At 61.8% G+C, this 4698-nt stretch carries 5 protein-coding genes and 1 pseudogene; 5 read left to right on the top strand and 1 reads right to left on the bottom strand.

What is annotated here, in order from left to right; all coding sequences use genetic code 11:
* Positions 1-192: 192 nt before the first annotated feature.
* Positions 193-573 carry a VOC family protein gene (locus A2J01_RS07605; RefSeq protein WP_020906296.1) on the top strand — a complete coding sequence of 127 codons (381 nt, stop codon included), beginning with the start codon at positions 193-195 and terminating at the stop codon, positions 571-573.
* A gap of 194 nt (positions 574-767) precedes the next feature.
* Here the strand turns inward: A2J01_RS07605 and A2J01_RS07600 are convergent, their stop codons facing one another.
* Positions 768-2018 carry a cytochrome P450 gene (locus tag A2J01_RS07600; protein ID WP_007734267.1) on the bottom strand — a complete coding sequence of 417 codons (1251 nt, stop codon included), beginning with the start codon at positions 2016-2018 and terminating at the stop codon, positions 768-770.
* Positions 2019-2192: 174 nt separating this feature from the next.
* Between A2J01_RS07600 and A2J01_RS07595 the strand changes: the two genes are divergently transcribed.
* The 4 genes and pseudogenes from A2J01_RS07595 to A2J01_RS07580 all read left to right on the top strand — a co-directional run.
* Positions 2193-3356 carry a steroid 3-ketoacyl-CoA thiolase gene (locus A2J01_RS07595; protein ID WP_003945509.1) on the top strand — a complete coding sequence of 388 codons (1164 nt, stop codon included), beginning with the start codon at positions 2193-2195 and terminating at the stop codon, positions 3354-3356.
* Position 3357: 1 nt separating this feature from the next.
* Complete coding sequence (locus tag A2J01_RS07590) at positions 3358-3846, top strand: nitroreductase family deazaflavin-dependent oxidoreductase (protein WP_050655745.1); 489 nt, start codon at positions 3358-3360, stop codon at positions 3844-3846.
* A 57-nt stretch (positions 3847-3903) separates the two neighbouring features.
* Positions 3904-4317 carry a hypothetical protein gene (locus A2J01_RS07585; RefSeq protein ID WP_007734258.1) on the top strand — a complete coding sequence of 138 codons (414 nt, stop codon included), beginning with the start codon at positions 3904-3906 and terminating at the stop codon, positions 4315-4317.
* 94 nt (positions 4318-4411) lie between these two features.
* A pseudogene (locus A2J01_RS07580) lies at positions 4412-4698 on the top strand (GNAT family N-acetyltransferase); the annotation flags it as partial.

Below are 4698 nucleotides of genomic sequence, written 5' to 3'. Positions count from 1 at the left end.
GACGGCACGCAAAGCCTGAGAACCCACAGTACGAGCGCGGCCCCGGTCATCGACCGGGGCCGCGCTCGTCGTATTCGAATCAGCCTGTCGTACTTGCACCGAGAAACTCGAAATGGTTTCCTGGTTCCCAACGTCGCGTGTCGATGACGGACTGCGTCAGGCATGGAGGCGTCGTACCGCAAGGGGTCACTCATGACCATTTCGTTCAATCACACCATCATCGCCGCAAAAGACCGACAAGAGTCTGCGTGGTTCTTCACTCACATGTTCGGCCTTCCAGGCCCGGTCGAAGCCGGCTACTTTCTCGGCGTTGAACTCGAGCACGGCGTGACGTTGGACTTCGCACAGGTGGAAGAAGGCGCCGAGGTTGCGTCTCAGCACTATGCTTTCCTCGTCTCCGAGGATGACTTCGACGGCATCTATCAGCGGATACAGGCGCTGAAACTGGATCACTGGGCCGATCCGCGCCAGTCGAGTACCGGCTTCAACACCAACGACGGTGGGCGTGGGGTCTACTTCCTCGACCCGTCGGGACATTTCCTGGAAGCCATCACCAAACCGTACGGCGGCTGAATTGGAGATCGAACTACAAACGGCGGCGCCTACGGGAGATGAGGGATCCCGCAGACGCCGCCGCAGTTCCAGGTTGCCAACAAGTGGCTCCCCGGAACGTCTACTGTAGTTCTGCGTGTTCGAGAGTGCAGAGGCAACTCCCGAAAACCTACACAGAACCTACTCGCCGGTTACCAGGTCAGTATATGTCCGGATCAGTGTTTGACCGGGCAGCCCGATGTCTTGTAATCAACCTGAAACTCTTTGATGCCGTTGAGCCAGCCCGAGCGAAGGCGTCGGGGATCCCCGAGCCTGGTGATGTCGGGTAGGTGATCGGCGATCGCATTGAAGATCAGATCGATTTCCAGACGGGCCAAGTTGGCGCCGATGCAGTAGTGCGCACCGGTGCCGCCGAATCCGAGGTGCGGATTGGGGTCACGCATGATGTCGAACTTCGTCGGGTTCTCGAAGACGTCCTCGTCGAAGTTGGCCGACGCGTACATCATCACGACGCGATCGCCCTTCTTGATCTTCTGTCCGCCGAGTTCGGTGTCTTCGAGCGCGGTGCGCTGGAAGGAAGTCACCGGGGTCGCCCAACGAACGATCTCGTCGGCCGCCGTCTTGGGGCGTTCCTTCTTGTACAGCTCCCACTGGTCGGGATTGTCGAGGAAGGCAACCATGCCGTGTGTGATGGCATTGCGAGTGGTCTCGTTACCCGCGACCGCAAGCAGGATCACGAAGAAGCCGAATTCCTCTGGGGAGAGCTCATTTCCGTCGATGTCAGCTTCGATGAGCTTGGTGACGATGTCATCGGCGGGACACTTCTTGCGCTGATCCGCCATCTGGTACGCGTATCCCAGAATCTCCATCGACGCTGCCTGCGGGTCGATGTCGAACTCGGGATCGTCGTACGACGTCATCTGGTTGGACCAGTCGAAGAGCTTCATTCGATCTTCCTGCGGCACACCGAGAAGCTCGGCGATTGCCTGCAGCGGAAGTTCGGACGCGACCTGAACCACGAAGTCACCGGCACCGCCGGCAGCCGCGGTCGTGACGATCTTTTCGGCACGCTCGGTCAGTTCCTCGCGCAGGCTGTTGATGGCGCGCGGGGTGAATCCACGAGATACCAGCTTGCGCAGCTTGGTGTGCTCCGGAGCGTCCTTGTTGATGAGAATGAATCGCTGCATCTCGACGTTCTCGCGCGGGATGTCGTCGGCGAAGCGAGGAATCGCGGTGTTCTCGTGGGTCGAGAAGATGTCGCTTCGCTGCGAGACCTCCTTGACCTCTTCATGACGGGTGACCACCCAGAAGCCCTCGTCCTGGAATCCACCGATTTCCGGAGGCTGCGGATTCCACCACACGGGGGCCGTCTTCCGGAGTTCGGCGAACTCCTCGAACGGCATGCGTTCCGCGTAGATGTCGGGGTCCGTGAAGTCGATTCCCTCGGGGAATGCGGGCTGTGCCACTGATGTCTCCTGCCCTAAGCCTTTTCATCACAGGGGTGATGGGGATCCGTGATGTGTAACACGTTCTACTCTCATTGAAACACAAGCCTGCTTACTAGGAAAGGAAACGTCGGCAGGTCTTGCTTCCCGCAGAGAACCTGTTCTACTTTTTCATTACAAGGAAAGGAGCCCGCTGTGGGCACACCAGTAATCGTCGAGGCTGTCCGTACACCGATCGGCAAGCGCGGAGGTTGGCTCGCCGGTCTGCACGCCGCCGAGATCCTCGGAGCTGCACAAAAGGGAGTTCTCGACCGGTCGGGAATCGACCCGTTGCTGATCGAGCAGGTGATCGGCGGCTGCGTCACCCAGGCCGGCGCTCAGTCCAACAACATCACGCGCACGGCCTGGCTGCACGCCGGACTTCCGTGGCAGACCGGCGCAACCACCGTGGACTGCCAGTGCGGTTCGGCCCAGCAGGCGAACCATCTGATCGCCGGTCTGATCGCCACCGGCGCCATCGACGCCGGTATCGCCTGCGGCATCGAAGCCATGAGCCAGGTTCCCCTCGGCGCCAACGTCGGCGATCAGGCCGGACCGCGCCGACCCGCGACGTGGGACATCGACATGCCCAACCAGTTCGAAGCTGCAGAACGCATCGCGCGTCGACGCGGACTGACCCGCGACGACGTCGAAGCCCTCGGCGTCCGCTCGCAGGCGCTGGCCAAGCAGGCTTGGGAGGAAGGACGTTTCGACCGCGAGGTTCTCGAACTCTCGGCACCCCAGGTCGACAAGGAAGGAAACCTCACGGGCGAGACCAAGGTCGTCAATCGCGATCAGGGCCTGCGCGATACGACGGCGGAGTCCCTTGCCCGACTGAAGCCCGTCCTCGAAGGCGGGATTCACACGGCCGGAACGTCTTCCCAGATCTCCGACGGAGCGGCCGCAGTCCTGCTCATGGACGAGGACAAGGCTCGCGCGCTCGGATTGAAGCCGCGAGCCCGCATCATCGCCCAGGCGCTGGTCGGCTCGGAACCGGAATTCCACCTCGACGGACCGGTGCAGGCAACCAGCCGTGTCCTGGAGAAGAGCGGAATGAAGATCGGCGATCTCGATCTGTTCGAGATCAACGAAGCATTCGCATCCGTCGCACTGTCCTGGGCTCAGGTTCACGAACCTGACTTCGACAACGTCAATGTCAACGGCGGCGCGCTCGCTCTCGGCCATCCGGTCGGCAGCACGGGATCTCGCCTGATCACCACCGCACTGCACGAACTCGAGCGTCGCAACGGCTCGACGGCTCTGATCACGATGTGCGCCGGCGGCGCACTGGCCACCGGAACCATCATCGAGCGTATCTGAGATGACTACTCCCCCAGCCAAACCCAAGGGACTCGACGCTCCGGCGACGGTCAAGATCATCAAGTGGATGTCGAAGGCGAACGTCGCGATGTATCGCGCCACCGACGGGCGGCTGGGTAGCAAGTGGCGGGTCGGCAGCGCGTTCCCTCGCGGGCTGCCGATCTGCCTGCTGACCACCACCGGTCGCAAATCCGGCGAGGAGCGGATCAGCCCGCTGCTGTTCCTCGAGGACGGCGAGAACGTGATTCTGGTGGCGTCGCAAGGCGGTCTTCCGAAGAACCCGATGTGGTACCTCAACATCAAGGCAGACCCGGTGGTGACGGTGCAGATCAAGTCTCGGATCCGCTCGATGAAAGCCCGCGTCGCGGCCGAGGACGAGCGCGCTCGGCTGTGGCCGATGTTGAGGGCGATGTATCCGGATTTCGACAACTATCAGGCCTGGACCGACCGGGTCATTCCCGTCATCGTGTGCGAGCCACTGAAGAGTTAAACGAACTGTTTACAACAAAACGTTTACATTGACCCGGGTTCGTGCCACCCTGGGTTCATGACCGATGACCAGTTCAGACCGATCGATTCCGGCCGCGAACGCGCACATCGCGAGTACGCCGGACTCTTTCGAATCAGCGAGCGCCACGGCGCGACCCCAAGCCAGCGCGCGCGGCAATCTCATCCGGAGATGCTCGAGCCCTACGGCGCGGTGCGCGTCGTGGCTCGTCTTGCGGGTGGCACCGACACACCGCAGCCGAACGAACCCGAGGTCGACGATGCCGACGTCATGGCCGCGTTGACTCTGATCCCCAAGGCCCGAGCCGAAATGGAACAGCTGGAAGCACTGTTCCTCGGGATTGCCCGCGAACGGGGCATGACCTGGCAGGACATCGCTTTCGGGCTGGGACTCGGAAGCACTCAAGCCGCCCGCCAGCGCTACGAACGGCTCGTTCGCCGCACCGGAGGCTGAACGCGTGCCATAACCGGCGAGTTGGAGCACTATTGACTCGTACGGTCCGCACGGCGTTTCGACAGAGCCTCGAACACAGCAAGGAGTCGCATATATGACGACGCATATTCAAGATCAAATCCTGGACCGACGCGAGATCACCTCAGCCCTCGTGCGTGCGCTGGAGCGTCGCCACGAGGTGCTGGACGCAGTGGTCGACAGCAAGGACCACCAGGAGGCACTGACCACCGTCGCGGAACTCCTCGGCACGTCGGAAGCAAATGCCGAAGCAGTTCTGAGCCTCAAGTTCAGCGCACTGACCAAGGCAGCGCGCGATCGCATCCAGGGCGAGCTGGAGAATCTCGACGCCACTCTCGAATGGACGACGCTCGATCGTCCCGC

This window comes from Rhodococcus sp. EPR-134 (assembly GCF_001647205.1).
In the GTDB taxonomy this organism is placed as follows: Bacteria; Actinomycetota; Actinomycetes; order Mycobacteriales; family Mycobacteriaceae; genus Rhodococcus_F; species Rhodococcus_F qingshengii.
This window is presented reverse-complemented; position numbering and strand designations above follow the sequence as displayed.